General features: G+C 43.1%; 20 protein-coding genes and 2 tRNA genes. 21 read left to right on the top strand and 1 reads right to left on the bottom strand.

Annotation, left to right across the window (positions count from 1 at the left end; genetic code table 11):
• Window positions 1-261 precede the first annotated feature (261 nt).
• A complete protein-coding gene (locus HMPREF1521_RS07615) occupies window positions 262-1,290 on the top strand; it encodes a YafY family protein (RefSeq protein ID WP_038117765.1) in 1,029 nt (342 codons plus the stop codon).
• 299 nt (window positions 1,291-1,589) lie between these two features.
• On the opposite strand, the gene putP is transcribed toward HMPREF1521_RS07615, so the two are convergent.
• Complete coding sequence (gene putP, locus HMPREF1521_RS07610) at window positions 1,590-3,077, bottom strand: sodium/proline symporter PutP (protein WP_038117763.1); 1,488 nt, start codon at window positions 3,075-3,077, stop codon at window positions 1,590-1,592.
• Window positions 3,078-3,404: 327 nt separating this feature from the next.
• Between putP and recQ the strand changes: the two genes are divergently transcribed.
• The 20 genes from recQ (at window position 3,405) to HMPREF1521_RS07510 (ending at window position 24,149) form a co-directional block, all read left to right on the top strand.
• Window positions 3,405-5,228, top strand: coding sequence for a DNA helicase RecQ (recQ, locus tag HMPREF1521_RS07605; RefSeq protein WP_369759716.1), 1,824 nt, complete (start codon window positions 3,405-3,407; stop codon window positions 5,226-5,228).
• A complete protein-coding gene (locus tag HMPREF1521_RS07600; protein WP_038117759.1) occupies window positions 5,225-6,016 on the top strand; it encodes a thymidylate synthase in 792 nt (263 codons plus the stop codon). The genes recQ and HMPREF1521_RS07600 overlap by 4 nt, the downstream gene beginning before the upstream one ends.
• 10 nt (window positions 6,017-6,026) lie before the next feature.
• A complete protein-coding gene (locus HMPREF1521_RS07595) occupies window positions 6,027-6,521 on the top strand; it encodes a dihydrofolate reductase (RefSeq protein ID WP_038117756.1) in 495 nt (164 codons plus the stop codon).
• Complete coding sequence (locus tag HMPREF1521_RS07590) at window positions 6,518-8,857, top strand: Tex family protein (RefSeq protein WP_038117753.1); 2,340 nt, start codon at window positions 6,518-6,520, stop codon at window positions 8,855-8,857. Before HMPREF1521_RS07595 ends, HMPREF1521_RS07590 begins: the two co-directional genes overlap by 4 nt.
• Before the next feature lie 258 nt (window positions 8,858-9,115).
• Window positions 9,116-10,600 (top strand): aldehyde dehydrogenase family protein, encoded by a 1,485-nt coding sequence (locus HMPREF1521_RS07585; protein WP_038117748.1) that lies wholly within the window; start codon window positions 9,116-9,118, stop codon window positions 10,598-10,600.
• A 148-nt stretch (window positions 10,601-10,748) separates the two neighbouring features.
• A complete protein-coding gene (locus HMPREF1521_RS07580) occupies window positions 10,749-11,699 on the top strand; it encodes a hypothetical protein (protein ID WP_038117746.1) in 951 nt (316 codons plus the stop codon).
• A 22-nt stretch (window positions 11,700-11,721) separates the two neighbouring features.
• Window positions 11,722-12,114 carry a hypothetical protein gene (locus tag HMPREF1521_RS07575; protein ID WP_038117743.1) on the top strand — a complete coding sequence of 131 codons (393 nt, stop codon included), beginning with the start codon at window positions 11,722-11,724 and terminating at the stop codon, window positions 12,112-12,114.
• A gap of 195 nt (window positions 12,115-12,309) precedes the next feature.
• Window positions 12,310-12,705 (top strand): hypothetical protein, encoded by a 396-nt coding sequence (locus HMPREF1521_RS07570; protein ID WP_038117740.1) that lies wholly within the window; start codon window positions 12,310-12,312, stop codon window positions 12,703-12,705.
• A 108-nt stretch (window positions 12,706-12,813) separates the two neighbouring features.
• Window positions 12,814-14,358, top strand: a complete 1,545-nt coding sequence (locus HMPREF1521_RS07565) for a DEAD/DEAH box helicase (RefSeq protein WP_038117739.1) — start codon at window positions 12,814-12,816, stop codon at window positions 14,356-14,358.
• 171 nt (window positions 14,359-14,529) lie between these two features.
• Window positions 14,530-14,949 carry a Fur family transcriptional regulator gene (locus HMPREF1521_RS07560; protein ID WP_038117737.1) on the top strand — a complete coding sequence of 140 codons (420 nt, stop codon included), beginning with the start codon at window positions 14,530-14,532 and terminating at the stop codon, window positions 14,947-14,949.
• Between the two features lie 150 nt (window positions 14,950-15,099).
• A complete protein-coding gene (locus tag HMPREF1521_RS07555) occupies window positions 15,100-15,936 on the top strand; it encodes a deoxyribonuclease IV (RefSeq protein ID WP_038117734.1) in 837 nt (278 codons plus the stop codon).
• 226 nt (window positions 15,937-16,162) lie between these two features.
• A complete protein-coding gene (locus tag HMPREF1521_RS07550) occupies window positions 16,163-17,338 on the top strand; it encodes an exonuclease SbcCD subunit D (protein WP_038117731.1) in 1,176 nt (391 codons plus the stop codon).
• The gene (locus HMPREF1521_RS07545; protein ID WP_038117728.1) at window positions 17,339-20,422 is read left to right on the top strand and encodes an AAA family ATPase; all 3,084 of its coding nucleotides are present in this window, start codon (window positions 17,339-17,341) and stop codon (window positions 20,420-20,422) included.
• A 153-nt stretch (window positions 20,423-20,575) separates the two neighbouring features.
• On the top strand, window positions 20,576-20,950 hold the full coding sequence (locus tag HMPREF1521_RS07540) for a VOC family protein (RefSeq protein ID WP_038117725.1): 375 nt from the start codon (window positions 20,576-20,578) through the stop codon (window positions 20,948-20,950).
• The gene (locus HMPREF1521_RS07535; RefSeq protein WP_038117724.1) at window positions 20,950-21,657 is read left to right on the top strand and encodes a ThiF family adenylyltransferase; all 708 of its coding nucleotides are present in this window, start codon (window positions 20,950-20,952) and stop codon (window positions 21,655-21,657) included. Before HMPREF1521_RS07540 ends, HMPREF1521_RS07535 begins: the two co-directional genes overlap by 1 nt.
• Window positions 21,654-22,088: a peptidylprolyl isomerase gene (locus tag HMPREF1521_RS07530; RefSeq protein ID WP_038117722.1), complete on the top strand. Its 435-nt coding sequence runs from the start codon at window positions 21,654-21,656 to the stop codon at window positions 22,086-22,088. Before HMPREF1521_RS07535 ends, HMPREF1521_RS07530 begins: the two co-directional genes overlap by 4 nt.
• A gap of 4 nt (window positions 22,089-22,092) precedes the next feature.
• Window positions 22,093-22,722, top strand: coding sequence for a hypothetical protein (locus HMPREF1521_RS07525; protein WP_038117719.1), 630 nt, complete (start codon window positions 22,093-22,095; stop codon window positions 22,720-22,722).
• Between the two features lie 171 nt (window positions 22,723-22,893).
• Window positions 22,894-23,733 (top strand): polyamine aminopropyltransferase, encoded by an 840-nt coding sequence (gene speE, locus HMPREF1521_RS07520; protein ID WP_038117715.1) that lies wholly within the window; start codon window positions 22,894-22,896, stop codon window positions 23,731-23,733.
• Window positions 23,734-23,974: 241 nt separating this feature from the next.
• Window positions 23,975-24,050 (top strand) — tRNA-His (locus HMPREF1521_RS07515).
• 24 nt (window positions 24,051-24,074) lie between these two features.
• Window positions 24,075-24,149 (top strand) — tRNA-Gln (locus HMPREF1521_RS07510).
• The last annotated feature ends 2 nt before the right edge of the window (window positions 24,150-24,151 follow it).

The following is a 24,151-nucleotide window of genomic DNA, read 5'->3' as shown; positions in this document are numbered from 1 at the left end:
AGAGGGAATAACCCGCTATAGTGATAGTTGCATGAGCTGTTAATTATCGCTATAGCGGGTTTTGTATTGCCCGTGGTTTAAATCATTATTACATTTAGGTATTATAGAATGACAAATTAATATAAATCAATCGATAAAGTTCATGAAAAATAGATGAATTAATCATGAAGCGTATGGTATACTATGTATGGGTATTTTTGTGTACATCATTCGCGTGTTGGGAATGATACAATAAATTGTATATTTGTAAAAGGAGTTTTTATGGCATCTAAGAAGGCTATTCTGGTATATATACTGGAAATCCTGAGAAGTGAAACAGATGCTAATCATACGTTGTCTCAGGAGGAGATACGCAATAAACTGATCGCGAAGTATGAAGTATCTGTGGATCGGAAAACATTAGGCCGTCACCTAAATGATCTTTATGAAGCCGGTGATTTCGGTATCGAATGTGAAGAGTCTGCAATGGGGACGGACGGTACTGTCAGACGGACCGATTTTTATATGATTCATCCTTTTGAGGATTCGGAATTGCGTTTGTTGGTAGATGGTCTTTTGGCATCGCGTCATATTTCGGCGGCACAGAGGAAGGACCTGATTGAACGCGTATCGAAATTAGGCAGTCCGCATTTTATTTCTCATGGTAACAATATTGAAAGTCCTACGGGGTATCTGCCTAAACGACAGGAGCTTTTCCTTAATATTGACCTCATAGAAACGGCGATACAAACAGGGAGGAAAATTTCATTATCTTATTGCCAACCTGATGTGGATAAGAAATTACATGTAAATCTCGATTCCGACGGCAAGCCGAAAAAGTATGTGTTCAATCCTTTTCAACTGGTTATGAACCACGGACAATATTATCTTGTCGGTAATCATGATAATCATGATGACATGGCTACATTGCGTATGGATCGTATCTGTCAGGTTAAGATTTTGCCTATGAACCGGAAGCTGTTACGTCAAATTAAAGGATACGAACAATTACGTGTATTTAATGTGACTCAATATATGAAAGAGCATATTTATATGTTCGGCGGAGAGTCGATTTCAGTCAGCTTTCAGGCAAAGCGAGACATTGTTAATCAGATCCTGGACTGGTTTGACGGGAATGTGAATTTCACGAAAGTGACGAAGTCAAAGGTTGTATGTCATGTGCGGGTTAATCGTGAGGCGTTTAAGTATTGGGCGCTTCAATACATGCAAAGTGTGAAGGTGCTTACACCTAAGTCGTTGGTAACCGAGATAAAGCAGGCCATTCAGGAAGGGCTTAACCAATATTCGTAGAATGACATACATTGTAACGATACCATTTGCATTATCATTATCATGAATATGTAAATGAATATGAATATGAATATGAATATGTATTGTGTTAAGTTGTGTTGTGTAGACACCGATTGCCGGCTATATGATGCGGTTCGGTTGTAAAAACTGTATAAAATAAAAAGAGATAGTTGATTCATGATGAACTGAATGTCCGATGTCAGATTTATATTTCTGATATGGGAGATTCAGTTCGGAGAATCGACTATCTTTTTTGTTATACAGCATATTTTATAGGTATAATAAATCGCTATTTTAAATTATAGAACATGCATTTTTTCTGCCTCTTTGTAATCCTTTAAAACAGGTCTCGGCGGTATTTTGCCCATCAAGCTTACCACATAGATGGCGATGGAGGAGAAGATAAAGCCCGGTACGATTTCGTAAAGGCCGAAGGGCTCAAATTGTTTCCAAATAAGGACCGTCAGACCGCCTACGATGATGCCTGCAAGACAGCCATGACGAGTCATGCGTTTCCAGAATAGAGAGAACAGAATGGCCGGACCGAAGGCGGCGCCGAAGCCTGCCCATGCATAGGCGACCATCGTCAAGATGTAGCTGTTCGGATCCATCGCCATATAGATGGCGATGAGTGCTACGATGAGCACGATTGCACGACTTACCAGGACGAGCTCTTTATCCGATGCTTTAGGATGAATGAGGTTGGCATAAAAGTCATTGGCGATAGCCGAAGCGGTTACCAAGAGCTGCGCGGATGCGGTACTCATGATGGCGGCGAGAACGGCGGACCAGATGAGACCTGCTATAAATGGTGTAAATAAGCGTTCCGTCATGATGAGGAAAATCGTTTCCGCATCGGTGCCGACTAATTTATCAGGCAACAGATATACATGGCCGATGAGACCTACGGAAATCGCCGCCAAGAGGGATAATATAACCCATACCATGGCGATGTTTGTAGATTTTTTGAGTTCACGCGCGTCGGAGATGGCCATGAAGCGAACTAAGATGTGAGGCTGCCCGAAGTATCCGAGCCCCCAGCCGAGAGCGGAAATCAGACCGATTACCCAAGCGAACAAATCCGTTGTATCTCCGAACAGGCTTAATCCTTGAGGAAATTCGTGTTGAATGAGCTGGAATGTTTCTATCGGACCGCCGAGGTACATAGCCGCTGTAATCGGCACGGCGAGAATGGCGAAGAACATCAGTGCCCCTTGAATGCAGTCCGTCCAGGATACGGCGAGAAATCCGCCGAGGAATGTATAGAATACGACGATGCCTGCGGTAATAAATAGAGACGTGGTGTAGTCCAGGCCGAAGATTGTATTGAATAATTTGCCGCCCGCAACAAAGCCGGATGATGTATAAATCAAGAAGAAAATCAGGATGAATAGTGCGGAAATAACCGCTACCGAATGAGATTGATCGTGAAATCGGTTCTTCAGATAATCCGGCAAGGTTAAACTGTCGCTGGCCACTTCGGTGTGATTGCGCAGTCGTCTCGATACGAAATTCCAGTTCGCCCAGGTTCCTAAGGTGAGCCCTACGGCAATCCATACACCGGAAATCCCCGTTGTATACGCCAGTCCCGGTACCCCCATGAGCATCCATCCGCTCATATCCGATGCCTCTGCGCTGAGGGCGGTAATCCATGGTCCTAACTGACGTCCCCCGAGAATGTAATCCCCGATGCTGTTCGATTTGCGATAATAATAGACCCCGATATACATCATGAGTCCTAAATACAAGGCAAAGGCGATTATGATCATTAAATTGTCCTGTGTCATGCCTATATAAGACCTCCTTAGGTGTTTTGTATTCTATAGTATTAATACGTAGTTATTATTGTACCATATAATGAGCTTTTACAGTGGATAAAATGCATATTGCCGCAACGTTTTGACTCTTATGACTGTGAAAGTACTCAATCGATAGGGGCTGGCTACTTTGCATTCGGATAGAATATTTCAGGAAAGATAATTATCCGGATATGCTGAAAGAATTACTTGTAATATGCTAAAATAATACAATGAGATGATTTAAATAACGGTATATTGAATTATTTTCGTTCTGACGATGTACCGTAAATAGCGATGAAAGGGGGGATGAACGAAATGATATCTAAACAGGCCTTGCGCATGTTGGAAACATATTTCGGGTATACCTCTTTCCGTCCGGCTCAGGAAGCACCGGTTGCTTCTCTTTTACGCGATGAGGACGTCATCGGTATCATGCCGACAGGTGCAGGGAAGTCTATTTGCTTTCAGATACCGGCCCTTTGCAAATCGGGGCTGACTATTGTGTTTTCACCGCTTATTTCACTTATGAAAGATCAGGTGGACGGCCTGGTGGTGCAGAATATTCCGGCGGCTCTCATCAACAGTACTTTGACGCAGGCCGAGTTCAATAAGACCATGTATGAGGTGCGAAGCGGTAAGATTAAACTGCTGTACATTGCACCGGAGCGATTGGGATCCAATTTTTTCTGTAATGTGTTGCGGGCGTTACCGATTGCACAGGTCATCGTGGATGAGGCGCATTGTATCTCCGAGTGGGGCCATGATTTCAGACCGTCATATCGACTCATCGGTGAATGGTTGCGTTCGTTGCCGAAACGACCTGTTATCGGCGCTTTCACGGCGACGGCGACAAAGTCCGTAGAAAATGATATTAAGCAGTTGCTGGGATTGCAGGAGGCGAATGTGTATGTAACGGGATTTGACAGGCCGAACTTGTCATTTTCCGTTATTCGCACGCCGAAGCGCATGGACTATGTGGTGCATTATGTGCGTCAACATATGAGTGAAAACGGCATTATTTATTGTTCCACCCGTAAGGATGTGGAACGTGTTTATGATAATTTGACCCGTGCCGGCATCAAGACCGGTTACTATCACGGCGGTTTGTCCGATGAGGTGCGTCATAAAATGCAAAATGCGTATGCAGATGATACGTTACAGGTCATGGTGGCGACTAACGCTTTCGGCATGGGTATCGATAAGAGTAATGTGCGCTATGTATTGCATTACCAGATGCCGCGCAATATGGAATCCTACTATCAAGAGGCGGGCCGTGCCGGCCGTGACGGAGCGCCGGCGGAATGTATTCTTCTCTACAGCGGTCAAGACGTGCAGGTGCATAAATATCTGATTGAGCAGTCCATTGAGTCCCCGATCCGGCAAGAGATAGAGATGCGTAAGTTGCAGGCCATGATCGATTACTGTTTCTGCAGTTCCTGTCTGCGTAAATATATGCTTAGCTATTTTGGTGAAAGCACTGTCTGGACATCTTGTGATAACTGCAGTTCTTGTAAGGGGGATAATGAGCGCGTCAACGTGACGCGAGAGGCGAAGGCCGTTTTCCGTGCTATTATGGGAACGGAAGAACACTACGGGGCGACGATGATTGTCGCCATTGTCAGAGGCGAACGGACGGAGCGGATTACACGTGCCGGACACGATGCATTGCCGGTGTTCGGTGCTCTCAGCGATGTGGATGAAAAATCTCTAAAAGGCCTTATCCAGCAATTTGTAGCATCCGGTTATCTGCACAGTTCCGGTGGAAAATATCCGGTTCTGTCATTGACGGCCGGTGCTGAAGAGGTCTTGGCGGGACGTAAAGAGGTGGAGGAAATCAGACAACATGTATCCGTGCCATCTCGCCGCAGCAAAGTTTCTACGCGTACGGGAACGGCGGGGACACGGAATGCTGCAGGTGGGCTCTTTGAGTATTTACGGCAACATCGCAAAAAGTTGTCTGAAGAGGAAAACCTCAGACCGTACCTTATTTTTCCCGATACGGTGCTCATCGATTTAGCTAATTTAAGACCGACTACATTGGGGGAATTCGCTAATGTAAAAGGTGTAGGGGAAGCGAAGCTTAAAAAATATGGTCTTTCATTTTTGCAGGCCATTTCTGAATATAAGGGGGATTTATGAGTTTAGCAGATACACAATACCTCGGTATTATTGAAAATATTTTGAATAATGGGATTTACGGTCAGAATCGTACCGGTGTGGCGACTTACAAATTACCGCATCAGATCATGCAGTTTGATTTGCAGGAGGAATTTCCGATTTTAACGACGAAATTCGTCGCTTTCAAAACGGCTGTAAAAGAATTGTTGTGGATTTGGCAAATGCAATCCAACGATGTGCGTAAACTACAGGAAATGAATGTTCGCGTGTGGGACGAATGGATGCGCGAAGATGGCACTATCGGAAAGGCGTATGGGTATCAAATCGCGAAATACAAGCAACTGGATAACCTTATTAAAACGATTAAAGAGGATCCTGACAGCCGTCGTATGATCGTTACGCTCTGGAATATCGAAGATCTGCCGGATATGGCGCTTCAGCCTTGTGCGTATGAAACACTGTGGGATGTAGGAAATGGTTATTTGAACTGTATGCTCATTCAACGGAGCGGTGATATGGGCCTCGGTGTCCCTTTCAATACGGCGCAATATGCGGCTCTTGTGTTTATGATTGCGCAGGTGACGGGACTTAAACCGGGAAAATTTACTCATGTCATTAATAATGCTCATGTTTACGAAAACCATGTGGATGCGTTGCGTGAACAGCTGGCTCGTCGAGAACAGGCATTGCCTGCACCTAAGATTATCATCAATCCGGAGGTGAAGGATTTCTACGCTTTCACACCGGAAGATATTTTGCTCGAAGGGTATGAGCATTTAGGTAAGTTATCTATGACTGTGGCTGTATAAGAGGAATACTATGTTAGCATTAATCGTGGCCGTAGCGCGTAATCGTGTCATCGGCAAGGATAATTCACTGATTTGGCATCTGCCGAATGATTTGAAATTTTTTAAGGAAAAAACGACGGGGCATGTCATTATCATGGGACGTAAGACATTTGAAAGCTTACCGTTCTTATTACCAAATCGGGAGCATTGGGTCATTACTCGTGATAAAGGTTTTAATGCGCCGGAAGGCGTTCATATATTCCATAGCGTCGAAGCGGTTGTGGAAGCATCGAAGACCCTTGATGCGGCTTATATCATCGGCGGTGCCCAGGTGTATGAAGCGTTTTTGCCATATGTAGATATTATGTACATCACCGAGGTTGATCACGACTTTGACGGGGATGTATTTTTCCCGGAATTTTCAAAGGATGATTTCCTTGTTGAATCCGTTATGGATGGCATCGTAGATGAGAAAAATCAATATCCTCATCGTTTTGTAACGTATCGTAGAAAGGCAGCTAAATGAGTGAAAGAATGTTTGCCATCATCGGCAGTGAATTAAATGTTAAGCCGAAGCAGGTACAGGCGGCAGTAGAGTTGTTGGACGAAGGAAATACGGTGCCGTTTATCGCGCGGTATCGTAAAGAGGTGACGGGAGAGCTGCAGGATGAGCAGTTGCGCACGATTGAGGAGCGCATAAAGTATTTGCGTAATCTGGAAATACGCCGTCAGGAAATCATCACATCCGTCACGGATCAGGAGAAGATGACTGATGAATTGATGAAAGCCTTGGAGTCGGCTACGAAATTACAAGAGTTAGAGGATTTGTATCTGCCGTATCGTCCGAAAAAGCGGATTCGCGCTATGATTGCACGAGAACGTGGCCTTGAGCCGTTGGCGATGATGATGCTCGAGGATACGGAAACGAGCGGCGACCCATTTGCAATTGCTGCGGACTATATTACGGAAGAGGTACCGACCGCGGAAGAGGCTCTTCAAGGCGCATCGGATATCGTAGCGGAAATCGTCAGCGACAGTGCGGATTTTCGTGCATATCTGCGTAAAAAGATGTGGAATGAAGGCTATATTCAGGCCGAATTATCCGGTGGAGAGGACATACAGCAGCAATTTCTGCAGTATGCGGACTATGCCGAGCCTGTACGCCAAATGCCGTCCCATCGTATTTTGGCGGTTAATCGCGGTGAGAAATTAGGTGCTTTGAAATTAGCTCTAACTGTACCAGGAGACACCTATGTTGCTTACATGGTTCAAAAGTTAGAGAAAAATCCGAAGTCCATATTTAGTGAATATAAGGCGGCTGCCGTAGCGGATGCCTATAAGCGTCTTATTTTCCCGGCATTGGAACGTGATATACGCAATGAATTGACGGAGCATGCCGATGAACAAGCTATTAAGGTGTTCGGCGTAAACCTTAAAAACTTATTGCTTCAACCGCCATTAGCAGGGCATGTTATCATGGGACTTGATCCGGGATACCGCACGGGTTGCAAGATGGCCATCATCGATCAACAGGGTAATGTGCTGGACTATGGTGCTTACTACTTAACGAACAGTGAAAAGCTTCGTAAAGAAGCGCAAAAAGTGTTAGCGGATAAGATTCGCAAGTTCAAGGTAACGCTCTTGTCTATCGGTAACGGAACGGCGTCGTATGAGACGGAACAGTTTGCATCTACCATGATTGAAGAGGAAAAACTGGATTGTCACTATATCATCACCAATGAAGCGGGGGCATCCGTGTATTCCGCATCGAAATTGGCAATCGATGAACTACCGGATCTGGATGTAACCATTCGCGGTGCCGTATCTATTGCACGCCGTGTACAAGATCCATTGGCGGAATCCGTTAAAATCGATCCGAAATCCATCGGCGTCGGTCAATACCAACATGATGTAAATCAGAAGCAATTGACCCATACATTGGATCAAGTGGTGGAAACCGTGGTAAACCACGTCGGGGTAGAACTAAATACGGCATCCCCGGCTATCTTGCAGCATGTTGCAGGCATTTCTAGTGCTGTGGCTAAAAATATTGTTGCATACCGTCAGGAGAACGGCGTATTTAAAAGCCGTAAGGAATTGTTAAAAGTACCTCGTTTAGGTCCTGCAGCCTTTACACAATGTGCTGGTTTTCTCCGCTTACAGCATGGTAAAAATCCGTTAGATAATACATCTGTCCATCCAGAGTCTTATGAATTGGCGGAACGCATTATCGGTGAATTGGGGTTTACGCTGAAAGATATTCAGGATAAATCACAACTGGAAGCGCTACAAGTGAAACTTCCGTTGGCTGATGCGGAGCGGTTAGCTAAAAAACTTGATGCAGGTGTGCCGACTGTTCGGGATATTTTAGCGGCTCTTGCTAAACCGGGTCGCGACCCTCGGGAAGATTTACCGGCTCCATTGACCAGGAAACACGTAGTGAGCCTTGAGGATATCAAGGTAGGTACAGTTGTAAAAGGTACCGTTCATAATGTAGTTGATTTCGGAGCTTTCGTGGACTTTGGTCTTAAAACGAATGGTTTATTACATCGCAGCGAGCTTTGCAACAGCCGTCAACACCCATCTGATGTGCTTGCCGTAGGTGATATTATCGAAGCGCAAATCATCTCTGTTGACGTAAAACGCAATCGTATCGGTTTATCTGTAAAAGCATTGCAACCGGAAAAGCCTAAGAATAACGATAATAATCGTCATAGAAATAACAATGGTCAGCGTCGAAATAATGATAACCGAAATAATAACCGAAATAATAACCGTAATAATAACCGTAATAATGGTGGACGCCAAAATGATAATCGCAATAATGGTTCTCGTAACAATGGGGATCGTCGTAAATCATAATTTATTAGAAATCTAGTTAATCTACATTAACAGATTTTAAATGATAGTCATTCTTGACTAAAAGTCATTATACCAAAAACCGCACCCTCTATGGTTTTAGAGGGTGCGGTTTCTCTATATAGCTAAAAATTATGCATGTTAATGCAGAACAGATATATCGAAAACAATATATCTAATTGAAAATTTTAGATGTAAGGAGTATGATGAAATCACAGAGGGGAAATTTCCAAATCATATTCCTAAAGAGGAGGTAATGCAATGAGCTTGAACCTTAAAGAAAGATATGGACTTTTAATTAATAATGAATGGGTAAAGGCATCTGACGGTGCTGAATTTAATGTATATAACCCTGCTAATGGCGAACAACTCGCTATCTGTGCAGAGGCGACGAATGATGATGTTGATAGAGCTGTAGAGGCTGCAACAGAAGCTTTCAAAACATGGAAAAAAGTATCTCAAGTAGAACGCGCTGATTATTTGTTAAAAATTGCGGATGCTATCGATGTGCATAAAGAACATTTGGCGCAAGTTGAAACATACGACAATGGTAAACCTATCCGTGAAACATTGAATGTGGATATTCCACTTGGGGCTGACCATTTCCGTTACTTCGCTGGCGTGCTTCGTTCCGAAGAAGGTTCTGCACAAGTATTTGATGAAAATACATTAAGCCTTATTGTTCGCGAACCGATTGGCGTTGTAGGTCAAGTTGTGCCTTGGAACTTCCCATTCCTGATGGCCGCTTGGAAATTGGCACCAGCTCTTGCAGCAGGTTGTACAGTTGTTATCAAACCTTCTAGCCACACATCTCTTAGCCTTTTAGTATTAGGCGATATTTTGAAAGAAATCTTGCCACCAGGTGTCGTAAACATCATCACTGGTAAAGGTTCTAAATCCGGTCAATATATCCTTGATCATCCTGGTTTCAGCAAACTTGCTTTCACAGGCTCTACAGAGGTAGGTCTAGATGTATATAAAGCAGCATCTGAACGCTTGATTCCTGCTACATTGGAATTAGGTGGTAAATCTGCGAATATCTTCTTTGATGATGCGAACTGGAAACAAGCTCTTGATGGGGCAATGCTCGGCATCCTCTTCAACCAAGGTCAAGTATGCTGTGCCGGTTCCCGTATCTTCGTACAAGATACAATTTACGATAAATTCGTAGCTGAACTTGCCGCACTATTCGATAAGGTGAAAGTCGGTTTGCCATGGGATCCATCCACTCAACTCGGTTCCTTGATCTACGAAGATCAAGTTAACAAAGTACTTAGCTATGTAGACCTTGCAAAAGAAGAAGGTGCTCGCGTCGTAGCCGGTGGTGTGCGTGTTACTGATGGTGAACTTGGTAAAGGGTGCTTCGTAAGACCTACTCTTATCGCAGATGCTACAAATGATATGCGCGTAGCTCGCGAAGAAATCTTCGGACCTGTAGCCGTTGTCATCAAATTTCACAGCGAAGAAGAAGTTATCGAACAAGCAAATGACAGCTTATACGGCCTTGGCGGTGGCGTATTCACTCAAAACATCAACCGTGCTATCCGCGTAGCTCGCGGTATCGAAACAGGTCGTATGTGGGTAAATACATATAATTCCATCCCTGCAGGCGCTCCGTTCGGCGGCTATAAACAATCCGGTATCGGCCGTGAAACTCACAAAGTTATCCTTGAGCACTATACTCAAATGAAAAATATCATCGTAAACTTGAGCGATAAACCTTCGGGATTCTATGATTTAGATTAATAACATATAAACTTCTCCGATGAACTATAATAAAGAGGCACCTCGAATGAGGTGCCTATTTTGTATGTAACAAGTCTATTGTCTGTGAAAGTATACTGTATGTTATAATTGTAGCCATATGAAATCGTGTTATTTATAGAGGGCTATTATGAATTTGAAGAGAGTAATTAAATGGATCGGATATATTGTTGCCATAATAGTAGTGCTTTATATCCTCATATGGGGATTATTGATATATTTCTTGGTAGGTGGTGACTTTAAAAATAGTTTGATTCATTTAAGTGAACTTCAAGAGAGCGGATTATACTATGGCAATGAAAATCGTAAGATTGCTGATAATGTAGTTGCTGTTCATGAGGTGAATAATAAACTCTATTACATAACTTTAGACGGTATTGGTATTTTTGATGAAAATGTAAGTTTGCTAGATGCTTGGAATAAAGATATAAATAAATATAACACTTTCATTCCTCGGATAGATGCTAAAGAAACGCAATTTAATGTGAGTCTTGATGAGTTATACCCTAATATTTCTAGTCTTGATGAAAGTGATAGAGATATATGGCATGAAATCTTTTTTGATAGTAAACAACGATATACAAGTTTATACGCTGGACATCCTATAAAGCTACCTTTCTATGTATCGTATAGAAAGGAAAATCAGATTAAGCATAATGATATAGTAGATCTTTCTACAGGGGCTATTATTGGTGAGCATGGTAGTGAGCATATTTTAAGAAATAATGCTTATTATAATTTTGAATTCGGAAAATTGACTAAAATTGATTTCTATCAGAAGGCTATATATAGCTATTATTCTGATAAGCTTGATATAGGTCGGTTTAGCAAGAATAATGCAGATGATGAGAGATATGAATCTTATGCACGAAATGAGCTAGATAGAGTAAGAACGAAAGATTTGGAGGTATTACCTAATTTATTGAATCAACGATTTATAGTGTTTAATTCCTTTAACGAGTTTTCTGAGTTTGATAAAGATACTTTTGAAGCATTAGCCATCAATGCAATTAAAAATCGGAAGGCGTTACAATTAGGGCCATTAGAAAATCAAACACTTCGTCAGTATTTGAGTAAGTAGTTATATAGTGGATGGTGGGAAAATGAGTAAACTTGAAACATTAGGATATTTTTTTGTTTTTATGTCTATGTCGTTATCTATAGGGTTATATAAACTTGAGATTAGTAAAGTTGTCATTGATGAGGAGTTTGAATATATAAAAAAGCATAGAGTTTTTGGTAACCTAACAAAGTATTTATCTATAACTTCTATTATAAGCTTAATAATATTAAATCTTAAATTTATAATCGACAAAGATTATAAATTTATAGTCAGTTATGGCAGTGTTTGGTTGTTTTTCTTCTTTTTTACAATGCTTACAGGGCTTTGTCAGAAGAAAGATAGTGTATATTTTAAACGGAGTCTTATTGCAATATTTTCTGTATTATGGGGGATGATCGTGTTTGCTTATGCGTTTAGGAAGGTACTATTCTAAATAGAAACTGTATATTGTTTTTGTTATCTTAGGCTAATACTACACTACTTTCCAATAAAACATAATAAAGGGGCGCCACTTAGGAGGTGCCTTCTTTGCTTTTAATAAGAGAAAAGTCGGTTTATATATGGGAAAGCCCTGTATGTTATAATTTAGACCATGTAAATGTGTATTGTAAAAGAGAGTTGATAAACAATGAGCAAACTTGAAATGTTAGGATATATTTGGATTTTCACATCTATGATGTTATCTATGGGGTTATATAAACTTGAGATCAGTAAACGTGTCATTGATGAAGAGTATGAATATATCAAAAGGCATAGGGCTTTTGGCGATTTAACCAAGTATTTAGCAATAATTGCAATTATAAGTATAGTTCTATTAAATTTTAAATTTCTAATTGACAAAGATTATGCGTTTATGGCCCGCTTTGGTGTTGCTTGGGGCATATTCGTGCTTTTTACAATGTGTACAGGTTTTTATCAAAAGCGGAATAGTTTGTATTATAAACGCGGCCTTTTTGCTATTTTTTCTATATTATTTGGTATTGCTGGTTCTGCTTATGCATTAAAGAATATACTTTTCAAGTAGTAAAGGTATACTTCAAAATGGCTATTAATTTAATAGCGCTCACCATCGAAATATGTTATACTATTCAAATGCGCATAGTTCGTGCGCGATAGGAGGAAACACATTTAGATGTTAGAAAAATTTGAACAATTAATGATTAGCGAACCTGTTCTAAGAGCGTTAAACGATATGGGCTTTGAAGAGCCTACGCCAATTCAACAGGAAGCTATCCCGGTAGCCATGAGCGGTAAAGATATGATCGGTCAGGCTCAAACAGGCACCGGCAAGACAGCCGCATTCGGCTTACCTGTATTGGAACGCGTAGACGGGAACGAGCGTCACGTTCAAGTAGTGATTTTATCCCCTACACGAGAATTAGCTATTCAAGTAGCTGAAGAGCTTAACAAAATGGCTCAGTACACGAATATCACGGCCTTGCCTATTTACGGCGGTCAAGATATCGGTCGTCAGTTCCGTGCATTGAAAAAGAACCCTCAAATCATCGTTGCCACACCGGGCCGATTGATGGACCATATGGATCGCGGTTCCATCCACTTTGACCATGTGAAAGTTGTCGTATTGGACGAAGCCGATGAAATGTTAAACATGGGCTTTGTTGATGACATCAATAAAATTTTAGGGGCTATCCCGGAAGATCATCAGACATTGTTGTTCTCTGCTACGATGCCGAAAGCCATTCAACAATTGGCTGAAACGTATTTAACAGAGCCGATCTTGATTCGCATGAAACCGACTCAAGTGACGATGGACTTGATTGAACAATACTATATCGAAGTACAGGACCGTCAAAAATTTGATGTTCTTTGCCGTCTGTTTGATATTCAGACACCTGACCTCGCTATCATTTTCACGCGTACGAAACGCCGTGTTGATGAAGTGACGGAAGGTCTTAAGAAACGCGGTTACATGGCGGAAGGCATCCATGGCGATTTGTCTCAGCAAAAACGGGACAGCGTAATTCGCCAATTCCGTGAAGGCACTATCGATATTCTTGTCGCTACGGATGTAGCGGCTCGTGGTCTTGATATTTCCGGCGTGTCTCACGTATATAACTATGATATGCCTCAAGATCCTGAAAGCTATACACATCGCGTAGGTCGTACAGGCCGTGCCGGTAAGGCGGGTCAAGCTTTCACGTTCGTTATTCCTCGTGAAATGGAGCATTTACATGCTATCGAGCGTTTAACGAAACGTAAAATCGCACGCCGTCGTGCACCTTCCTTAGGTGAAGTCCTTGAAGGTCAACAACGTTTGGCAATTGAAAGCCTCGTTGAAATGACGGATAATTTAGAGGCATTGGCGCCGTTTAAAACGAGTGCCGAGGAGTTGTTGAACGATACGGATTCCGTAACGCTGTTAGCAGCGGCTCTTAAATTGTTGACAAAGGAACCGGATACGACCCCTGTTAATATTACGGAGGAAAAACCGTTGCGCGTACGTCGTCGCCGTGATAGCAGTCGCGGTCGCAGCGACCGTCGCCGTCGTGACGGTGATCGTCGTCGAGATGGAGATCGTTCTCGTCGCAGTCGTGATGACCGCAAAGGTGATCGTAGAAGTGACCGTCGCCGTGATGATCGAAAGTTTGATCGTCCACGCGGTGAGAAGAAACAACGCCATCAAGGGGAAGGCTTTAAGCCGTACTTTAAAGATTGATATGATGTGGATTGCTTTTGGGCAATCCACATTTTTTATTACCTAATACTTGCTACTGTTTATCTTGATAAATGGTGAGAATTTTGCTATAATAAAGAACAATTATTTCTTGTAAATGGCCGATAATGGCCAATACCTTGTAGATTTCCAAGTGGAGAAAGGTAGATTATTATGGATATCGCACAGATTTTACGTAGTCAGGGGTTTAAGGTAACACCACAGCGTATTGCGATTTATGATGCTTTGCGTGCTCATCATGATCATCCGACGGCAGAAATGTTGTATCATACATTGCGTCCGGAACATCCAAGCATGAGTTTAGCCACCGTATACAAGACAATGGAGATTTTTGAAAAAATCGGTCTTGTGAAAATTTTAGAGGTCGGTGATGAACGGGCTCATTACGATTGGGATACGGAGGACCATTGCCACATCCGTTGCATTCGCTGCAACAAGGTGGAGGATTTAATGGGCGTCGATTTGAAAGCTATCTCGGAGATTGCTAATCAAGGCAGCGATTATCGAATTATAGGTCAACACATTACCTTTGAAGGTGTTTGCCCGGCCTGTGCTAAAAAAGAAAGTCATTAATACATAACCCCTGTCGTTGAAGGGCTGCCTTCACGGTAGGGGTTTTATAGTTTTAATACAGGGACGATTCATTTTGGTTTATAGATTTATGTTAGGTGTATTATTGATAGATTGTAAGATTTTAAGAATTTTTCAGGTTAGAGGTGTTTTATGTTCGTTATAGGTAGTCATTTATCAATCAGTAAAGGTTATTTACATATGGGGAAAGAAGCGACCGCTATCGGTGGCAATACGTTCCAATATTTTACCCGCAACCCTCGTGGTGGCGGCATGCGTGCATTAGATGTTGAAGATATGAACGCTCTTGATGCATATATGAAGGAACATAACTTCGGAACGATTTTAGCACATGCGCCGTATACATATAATCCGTGTGCGGCGAAGGAGAATTTACGAAATTTTGCTAAACAGTCTATGATGGAGGATTTGGAGCGCATGGAATATCTGCCGGGGCAGATGTATAACTTTCACCCGGGCAGTCATGTGAAGCAAGGCGTGGATCAAGGAATTGAATATATCGTCGACTGTTTGAACGAAATGCTGTTTCCCGGCATGAAGACCACGGTTCTGCTGGAAGTGATGGCGGGGAAAGGTACTGAAGTGGGTTCCCGTTTTGAAGAAATTGCCCGCATCATCGATGGCGTTAAACTGAAAGAATATATGGGCGTCTGTGTCGATACCTGCCATATTCACGAAGGAGGCTATGACATTATAGATGATTTGGACGGCGTGCTTGATGAATTTGACCGATTTGTAGGACTAGACCGTTTAAAGGCAATTCATCTCAATGATTCTAAAAATCCTCGCGGTGCTCATAAGGATCGTCATGAAAAAATCGGAGAAGGGCATATCGGCATCGATGCTATCGCAAGAATTGTCACCCATCCGAAGTTGACGAATTTGCCGTTTTATTTGGAGACGCCTAATGAATTGGACGGATATGCACGAGAAATCAGCATGCTTCGCTCCATCGTTGAAAATGCTTAATCTTGATTTTATATGTAGCGGTTAACGTTTTGATAAAAGAGTTACACAAAGCAGATACAGTATTTAAGAAGTACATATAATGTTTACAGGTCATATAATGTCTACAGGCCATATAGGCCTATAGAGTATACGTCATGATTTTAGCGAGATGTATTGTGATGGCGTTCATTGTATAATAAGGGTAATGAATCGATTGTTATTTTAGTTTGGGGAAGGGCGGCTTGTTATGCGTTTGTTACATACGGCGGATTGGCATTTGGGGCGTATCTTTTACGGTCAATACTTAACAGATGATCAGGCCCATGTGTTAGAACATCAGTTTTTCCATATCCTTCGTGATGAAAAAATAGATGGAGTGCTTTTGGCGGGCGATGTATTCGATCGTGCGGTACCGCCTGTGGAGGCTGTTGAATTATGGGATTCCATCATTACCCGCCTCGCCATGGATTATAAGATTCCCTTGTTTGTGGTCAGCGGAAATCACGATGGGGCGGAACGGCTCGAGGTCGGCCGTTCGATGCTCGGCCGTTCCGGTATTCATATCTGGGGGGCTCCGCAACGTTCATTGGAACCCTATGTTTTCGAGGCTTCCGATGGGGCGGTGGCAATCTGTCCGATGCCTTTTAGCGAGCCGAGGCGTATAGCGGCTAGTCTAGGACTTGGTGAAAGTATACCTGCCGAGGAGCCGGTTACTAATCTTCATAGTTATGACCATATGTATCAGGCCTGGAGTGAACATCTGCAGAGTCAGGTTCCGAACGGTATGCGTTCTATCGCACTTAGTCATGCCTTTGTGATGGGTGGCGATGTAGGCGGTTCAGAGCGCACCTTATCGCTTGGGGGCAGCGAGATGGTTAATTCGGCTGTATTTAAAGACTTTCACTATACGGCTCTCGGTCATTTGCATGGACCGCAACGCATGGGGGCGGACTATATTCGTTATAGCGGATCTCCATTAAAGTATTCCTTTGATGAACATGCGCAGAAAAAATCTTTCACCATTGTCGATATGGATGGGAAAGGACGTGTTGAGGTTGATACCATTCCTGTTGAGGCGAAGCGGGATGTGGTGATTCTTGAAGGATATTTTGAAGATTTGTTGAATAGTACAGCTCTTCAAAATGCACATCGTGATGATTATGTACAGGTTCGCCTGCTCGATACGATGCCAATAATGGATGGAATGGCAAAGTTGCGGCAAGTGTATCATCAGTGTATGACTATTGAGCTGGTCGGCCGAGTTGCAATGCCGACGGCGGAAATATCGGATCCTATTTTTAAATCGCTTAATGAGCGGGAGCTGTTCAATCAATTCGCCGAGTCTGTCTGGCAACAGCCGTTGACGGAGCGGGAAACATCCTATATCAATTCTTTGTGGGATCGTATCGTAAAGGAGGACTAAATGAAGCCTATATCATTGACTATGCAGGCCTTCGGTCCGTATCGCGATACGATATCATTGGACTTTAATACACTGGAAGGTCATTCGATGTTTCTCATTTCCGGTCCTACGGGGGCGGGGAAAACATCTATTCTGGATGCCATCGTATATACGTTATATGGCGAGCCCAGCGGAGAAGTACGCAAGACGGATGCCATACGTAGCGATTTTGCGGAACCTCATACGATGACGCGCGTTGAATTCACCTTTGCCATCGGAGAAAAAGAATATCGCATAGAGCGATTACCGAAGCAGTTGGTGGCAAAGAAACGGGGCACCGGTATGCGTGAACAGAGTGCCAGTGCGACCGTGTATGCCATGAAGGACGGTGAATGGCAGGTGATTGCCACAGCGGCGGCAGCTGTACGTGAATCCGTTCAAAGCATTATCGGATTTCGGAAGGACCAATTTTTACAGGTTGTTCTTTTACCGCAAGGAGAATTTCGAAAATTACTGGTCGCGTCTACGGGTGAACGTGAAGAATTATTGCATACGCTGTTTAGAACCGAGTTGTACCGAAGATTACAAGAGGCTTTAAAGGAGGCGTACGAATCGGCCAAGCAGGGAATTGAGGAAAATCTGACTAAACAGCAGATTGTTTTGCAATCGATTCCCCACGATGAAGATACACCGATATTGACGATAGAGCATGTACGGCAATTATTGGCGTCCCGCGTACCGCAACGCGATGTACTTGAGAAACAACGTGATGAGGCGGTGCGCATTGTTGCGGATCATGATGCATTGCGTAACAGATGGGCTTTATATAATCAGGTAGAACAGTCTTTGCTTGATGCACAAACCGCTCTGGATAAGGTGAAAGCGAAAGAACCGGAGCGATGTAAACTGGCTCAGCAAGTACAGTTCTTGACGGCCTTAACGCCTGTATATGAATTATATAAACAATATAAAAATAAGGCGGACAACTTACATACGTTAGAGAAGACCTTGGCGGAGGCACAGACGTCACTGGTTACAGCTCAAGCGGTTGAGGCCCAATGTTGTAAAGCTTATGAGGTGCTACAGGCGCAGTCGGATGTGATGCAGGAAAATCGGGTAACGTTGACGTACTGGGAACAGCAGGCTGAAAGCTTGATAGAATTAGAGTCGACTCAAAAGGAACTTGATTCTTTAATAAAAAAACGTGCCGAGTATGATGTGGTACAAGCTGAGAAAGCCGCTTTGATCGGACGGGAGAACGTTCAAAATCTACAACATGAGATACAAACTTTGCGGGACAAGATAAGTTCAGATATAAAAGAAACTGATCGGATTCATACCGTAAAGGACAGAATGTCTGTACTGGATACTTTTAAAACAGTACAGTCTGAATGGCAGACACTTTCACATGCTATGGATAGTAAAGTCGAGAGATTGTCTAAATTAGATAATGAGGTGCATTCCGCTAAAGTACAGTTGGAGCGCTTGGAACATTTGTTACAGGAGGGGCGCGCTTATGAACTGGCAGACCTTGTAAAAGATAACGCACCGTGCCCTGTGTGCGGTTCGTTGGAACATCCTGCGCTGGCGAAGAAGCCGGAGTTATATCCTACGAAGAAAGAAGTGGACGCGGCTCGGAAGTTATATCAGGATTTGGTAGAAACGTTGGCGAAGGAGCAGGGCGCGAAAGAGTTTTTGGTGCAGAGAATAGCTGAAACTGAAGCAACTCTTGATAAACAACAAGATGATATTGCTTCTATGATCGACGGATTTTCTGCTGATGCTTTCGATGATACCTATACGTCTTTGCAAGCTGATGTGATTCGATTGGAAGCGTTGCGTACGGATACCGAGGTACTGCAGGATACACTTCGCCACAAAGAAGAGGAACTTGTTGCTGCGGAGAAGGAGGTTTCTGATTTAGAAAAGGCTAAGGATACTGTTGCATCAGAGGCTCACCGATTAGATGTGAAAATCGGAACAGTTCAGGCGAAGACGGATACGCTATCGGTTAATTTGCGTATAGATGATATCGATACTTGGCGGACAAAGTTGACGAACTTGAAGGCGGAGTTAAGCACATACGATGAGGATGTCACGAAGGCTCGAACGCGACTGGAAAGCGCACGACAAACGGTTAGCGGTGATAAAGGTCGTGTTGATACGTTCACATCTCAGGTTAAACAGGAGGCAGAATCTTTAGCAACTGTTCGTAAAGCGTACGAACAGTCTCTTGCGGCGATAGACTTGGTAGAGTCTGAATTTGAAGAACAATTGGCGGACTATGAACAATGCGATACGTATCGTGAGAAGTTAAAAATATTAGATGATGATTATCAGAAGGCACAAGCCGTATATGAATCGGCACAAAAGAAATCGGATTCAACAGTAAAGCCTGAAGATATGGTATCTGATGAAATGTATGAAGCCGCGGTACAATCCCGTGATGATATAGTAGGCGCTCTTGCCACATGGGACAAGGAATCAAAACAAATAGAGGATGCTCTCGGGAAATTAGAAGTCCTTGATGCGGCTATGGGTGAAGCTCGTGATGAAGTGGAATTCCTCGGACGTCTTAATGATTTAGCGAATGGCGGAGCACAAGGCTTTAAAAATGTTACCTTTGAGCGTTATGTATTAGGTGCTATCTTGGATGAAGTGGTATACGCGGCGAATTTACGATTGCAGAGAATGAGTCGCAGCCGTTACTCATTAGAGCGGTCCGACTATACCGGCGGCGGACGAGGTAAGCAGGGGCTTGATTTAGCCGTGATGGATGCTTTCACGGGTCAGTCGAGGCCGGCGAATACATTATCCGGCGGAGAAACATTTCTCGCATCTATGGCGCTAGCTTTAGGCTTGGCGGATGTTATTCAAAGTTATGCAGGCGGAATCCATATGGATACGATTTTCATCGATGAAGGGTTTGGTACTTTGGATCCGGATACGTTGGAACTGGCGATGGAAACCTTGGTGCAACTACAATCGTCGGGACGCCTCATCGGCATTATATCCCATGTGCCTGAGTTGAAATCCCGTATACCGGCACATCTTGAAGTAACTCGTGGCGATGCTGGCAGTACGGCGCGGTTCGTTATTAATTAGGCGGATTATATATTTGATGTAAAAATGGTTATATCCGTTGTGGAATATGACAGATACCGTGATTTACAATATATGGTATGGAATTGCTAAATGTGATACTATTATAGAAGGATAATTCCTACAAAAACATACTGTATTTATAAAGGAGTTTCTATGAAGTTTTCTTTTGCTCATAATAATATCAATGTGAAGGACTTAGACAAGAGTCTTGCTTTTTATAAAGAAGCATTACTATTGGAGGAGTCCCGTCGGCTGGAGGATCCAAGCGGTGCTTTCATCCTCGTGTATCTGAAGAGCCCTTATACGGCACATGAGCTTGAACTCACATGGTTGCGCGATTGGGATCGCCCTTATAATTTAGGGGATAATGAATTCCATTTGGCCTTCTATGTGGATGATTATGAGGCGGCGCTCAAAAAACATAAAGACATGGGTGTCGTAGCTTATGAAAATACGGATATGGGTATTTATTTTATTGCGGATCCTGATGGGTATTGGACGGAGATTATTCCGTCAGGTAAATATTAATGGAACATATGCTGACGCGTCTCGAATGGTTAGTGGGAGCGGATAAAATCGACACGTTGAAAGATACATCTGTCGCCCTGTTTGGGGTAGGCGGTGTCGGAGGCGGTGCTTTAGAGGCACTTGTTCGTGCCGGTGTGGGGCGTATAGTTTTAATCGACGGGGATTCGGTTGCACCCAGCAATTTAAATCGTCAGATGATTACGACCTATGCATCCATAGGTCGACGCAAGGTGGAGGTCGCTAAGGAACGCGCTCTTTCCATTAATCCTGATGCAGTCGTTGAAATACACGATATAATGTATACGGAGGAATCGCATCCCGGTTTTATTGAAAGTTTGCGTGTCGATTATGTTATCGATGCCATTGATATGGTGACGGCAAAGATCAATATTATCGAGGTGTGTCAACGTGAAAGTATCCCCGTAATTTCCTGCATGGGCGGGGGAAACCGTTTTTATCCTGAAAAACTGATGATTGCCGATATTTCTAAATCCCATACGTGTCCGTTGGCACGCGTTATGCGGCGAGAACTAAAAAAACGAGGCATAAAAAAACAGTTAGTTTTATTTTCTGCAGAAAAACCGACGAAGCCACAGTTTCGGGGCGATGAAACGAGCCCCGGTACATGCAGTTTTGTGCCACCTGTGGCGGGTTTTATATTAGCAGCCCATGTGTTGCGTACGATTTTGGAGGTACCTGAACAATGAAACAAGCAAAAATTCATATGGCTAATGGCGGCGATATTGTAATTGAACTATTTGATAAGGAAGCACCTGGTACGGTGGAAAATTTTGTTGAGCTGATTAAGCAGGGCTTTTACAACGGCCTTACATTTCATCGTGTTATTCCCGGCTTTGTTGCACAAGGCGGCTGTCCTATGGGAAATGGTACAGGCGGTCCCGGCTATACAATTAAAGACGAATTGATCGGTAATCCTCATAAACATGAAAGAGGCGCTTTGTCCATGGCACATCGCGGTCCTAATACGGGCGGCAGTCAGTTTTTTATCGTATATGAACCGCAACCTCATTTAGATGGCGTGCATACCGTATTCGGTAAAGTGATTGAAGGCATGGATGTTGTGGACGGTATCCATCAAGGAGATATTATGGAAACCGTAGAAGTAATTGAAGGCTAGTAAGATGACTGATGTATCGATTAAACATCCTGAGTGGTTATATATCGATGTGAACGGTAAGATATCACATGGTTATGATCAGGAATGGTTTAAGGACGAGTGGCAACGTTTGGCCGGTTGCGGTCCGACGACGGCCACACAAGTATTGAGCTATTCACAGTTTCGAGATGGGTTGCTCGATGTTGCGACTACATCTGATCAGGCGCTTGCATTAGAACGCATGAATCTGGTGTGGAATTATGTTAAACCGCGTTTTGGTGGCGGTTTATATAAAACGCAATGGATGGAACGTGGCCTGGATCGCCTTTTAGGTGATGAAAGTTTACCTTATGAGGTACATATGCTTACTGTCTCTCCGTTCTGTGCCTCTCGTGTAGAGGTGGAAGCGGCAGCTAAATTTATCCGTGATGCGTTGGCGCAAGATGTGCCCGTAGCATTTTTGAATCGTCATAAAGGTAAGGAACGAGCTCTTTACACATGGCATTGGGTTCCTATTTATAAGATTTTTAACGCTGGTGACGATATTCGTTGCGGCATCTTTGACGAAGGTGAAATTCGTGACTTTTCATTAGCGAATTGGATGAAAGATACCATTTTAGGTGGCGGCTTCTGCTATATCAGTCGCAAGGGATAGGGCGTATAAGGTTATCGATATTGTTCTATACGCATCGCAGCTTTCTGCGATGCGTTATATTATTAATTAGTCGAGTATATATAGTTAAGTTCACTATTATGTAATTGTATTAATTTTCTATAGTCAAATAGGTTTTTAACAGTAGGTTGTAAGCAGTAGGAGGTATTTATCGTGAGTCAATGGATTACAGAGGAGCAGACACCTTATTTGCGTCTCAGTGCCGAGGCGGAAGAGGTCGTATATTCCGGTGAGTCTGAATTTCAGAAAATCGAAGTATTTAAGTCCAAAGAATATGGAATGATGCTCGCGTTGGACGGTGTATTCCAAACATCCGAGCGCGAAGAATTTATCTATCATGAAATGATGAGTCACGTACCTTTGTTTTTACATCCTAGTCCGGAACGCGTGTTGATTATCGGCGGCGGCGATGGCGGTGTGGCACGGGAATGTGTGCGCCATGACTGTGTGAAAGAAGTAACAATGGTTGAAATCGACGGCAAGGTTGTGGAATTGGCAAAACAATATTTGCCAACCATCGCTAAAGCTATGATTGAGAACAACCCTAAGCTGACAGTGAAAATCGGTGACGGTATAGGATTCATGGCGGAAGCCGAAGACTACTATGATGTTATTATCGTGGACTGCTCCGACCCGATCGGTCCGGGGGAAGGCCTGTTTACTGAAGATTTTTATAAGAATACTCTGAAAGCGCTAAAAAAGGACGGTTTATTTGTGCAACAGACAGAATCACCTATGTTGCATCAACCGCTGGTGAAAAAGGTGTTCGGATATGTTAACAGCCATTTTCCGATTGCGCGACTCTACATGGCGTTTATTCCGATTTATCCGGCGGGCATGCATTGCTTTACGTTGGGATCTAAAACCTTTGATCCTTTAACGTGGACGCCTAATCGCGAACAAAATTTTGAAACTCAATATTATAATCAGGATATTCAAAAGGCGGCTTTTGCATTGCCTAATTTTGTGAAAGCATACTTGCCTAAGAAGTGATAACCTATAAATAGTTAAATCCTCTTTTATATATTGGTACGAGTCTTTGAGTATTGAAATGAAACAATTCTCATAGTAAGAGGCGGAAATATATAAAAGAGGATTTTCTATGTATAAAAGGTCAACTCCTTGTGCGCCCGGAAAATATGAGAAAGTTATAAAAAGGTGTTGACACTACTCTCTAAAACCGATATAATTCTTTTTGTTACAAAGGCAACATGCCTTTGATACCTACAAGGTGGTGGGTATGGTGAAGCGGTTAACACGGCGGATTGTGGCTCCGTTACGCGTGGGTTCGATCCCCACTACTCACCCCATAACCTACACATCATAATCAATGTAGGGGTGTCGCCAAGTGGTAAGGCAACGGACTTTGACTCCGTTATGCGCTGGTTCGATCCCAGCCACCCCTGCCAAC

Origin of the sequence: Veillonella sp. AS16 (assembly GCF_000517785.1) — a bacterium.
GTDB classification, from domain to species: domain Bacteria; phylum Bacillota; class Negativicutes; order Veillonellales; family Veillonellaceae; genus Veillonella; species Veillonella denticariosi.
This window is presented reverse-complemented; position numbering and strand designations above follow the sequence as displayed.

Bases quoted from the DNA above. Each gene is read 5' to 3' on its own strand.
- HMPREF1521_RS07600 (WP_038117759.1), top strand. From the start codon at position 5,225: ATGAGTTTAGCAGATACACAATACCTCGGTATTATTGAAAATATTTTG.
- HMPREF1521_RS07525 (WP_038117719.1), top strand. From the start codon at position 22,093: ATGACTGATGTATCGATTAAACATCCTGAGTGGTTATATATCGATGTG.
- HMPREF1521_RS07580 (WP_038117746.1), top strand. From the start codon at position 10,749: ATGAATTTGAAGAGAGTAATTAAATGGATCGGATATATTGTTGCCATA.
- recQ (WP_369759716.1), top strand. From the start codon at position 3,405: ATGATATCTAAACAGGCCTTGCGCATGTTGGAAACATATTTCGGGTAT.
- HMPREF1521_RS07545 (WP_038117728.1), top strand. From the start codon at position 17,339: ATGAAGCCTATATCATTGACTATGCAGGCCTTCGGTCCGTATCGCGAT.
- HMPREF1521_RS07535 (WP_038117724.1), top strand. From the start codon at position 20,950: ATGGAACATATGCTGACGCGTCTCGAATGGTTAGTGGGAGCGGATAAA.
- HMPREF1521_RS07595 (WP_038117756.1), top strand. From the start codon at position 6,027: ATGTTAGCATTAATCGTGGCCGTAGCGCGTAATCGTGTCATCGGCAAG.
- putP (WP_038117763.1), bottom strand. From the start codon at position 3,077: ATGACACAGGACAATTTAATGATCATAATCGCCTTTGCCTTGTATTTA.
- HMPREF1521_RS07570 (WP_038117740.1), top strand. From the start codon at position 12,310: ATGAGCAAACTTGAAATGTTAGGATATATTTGGATTTTCACATCTATG.
- HMPREF1521_RS07550 (WP_038117731.1), top strand. From the start codon at position 16,163: ATGCGTTTGTTACATACGGCGGATTGGCATTTGGGGCGTATCTTTTAC.
- HMPREF1521_RS07565 (WP_038117739.1), top strand. From the start codon at position 12,814: ATGTTAGAAAAATTTGAACAATTAATGATTAGCGAACCTGTTCTAAGA.
- HMPREF1521_RS07590 (WP_038117753.1), top strand. From the start codon at position 6,518: ATGAGTGAAAGAATGTTTGCCATCATCGGCAGTGAATTAAATGTTAAG.
- HMPREF1521_RS07585 (WP_038117748.1), top strand. From the start codon at position 9,116: ATGAGCTTGAACCTTAAAGAAAGATATGGACTTTTAATTAATAATGAA.
- HMPREF1521_RS07615 (WP_038117765.1), top strand. From the start codon at position 262: ATGGCATCTAAGAAGGCTATTCTGGTATATATACTGGAAATCCTGAGA.
- HMPREF1521_RS07575 (WP_038117743.1), top strand. From the start codon at position 11,722: ATGAGTAAACTTGAAACATTAGGATATTTTTTTGTTTTTATGTCTATG.
- HMPREF1521_RS07530 (WP_038117722.1), top strand. From the start codon at position 21,654: ATGAAACAAGCAAAAATTCATATGGCTAATGGCGGCGATATTGTAATT.
- HMPREF1521_RS07560 (WP_038117737.1), top strand. From the start codon at position 14,530: ATGGATATCGCACAGATTTTACGTAGTCAGGGGTTTAAGGTAACACCA.
- HMPREF1521_RS07540 (WP_038117725.1), top strand. From the start codon at position 20,576: ATGAAGTTTTCTTTTGCTCATAATAATATCAATGTGAAGGACTTAGAC.
- HMPREF1521_RS07555 (WP_038117734.1), top strand. From the start codon at position 15,100: ATGTTCGTTATAGGTAGTCATTTATCAATCAGTAAAGGTTATTTACAT.